Raw genomic sequence first — 360 nt, 5'->3', positions numbered from 1 at the left:
GCATCGGTAGGAAAGGTGATGTTCTTTTCCTGAACCGTCGTATCAACGACCACTCGATTGAGGCTCGATGGCTTCACTGCCCCAAGCGTTAAACCCGCATTGATGGTCTCTGTGAGTAACCATTCGCACCCCTCTTCACCCAAGCGCTGACGCCATTTAATCAAACTGGTTGGGTGGCATGGCAGTTTGTGCTGGAAGAAGGTCTCGCCACAAAAATACTGGTAATAGGGACTCTCCAGCCACCGATCCAAAAGCGCTTCATCGGATAGGTTGTGCATATGTTGCAGATACATCAGGCCTGCCATCAGGCGAGTCGGCAAGGCAGCCGCACCAACCGTGGCAAAGTGGTGATCCAGTTCC

1 protein-coding gene is annotated in these 360 nt (G+C 52.8%); it reads right to left on the bottom strand.

What is annotated here, in order from left to right; genetic code table 11:
* The coding region (locus ACXAF9_RS18190; RefSeq protein ID WP_475076852.1) for a transposase at positions 1–360 on the bottom strand (360 nt) is incomplete at both ends.

This window comes from Neptunomonas sp. ABH4_499 (assembly GCF_056160565.1).
Note: the sequence above shows the minus strand (reverse complement) of the source record. Positions and strands in the feature narration are given on the sequence as shown.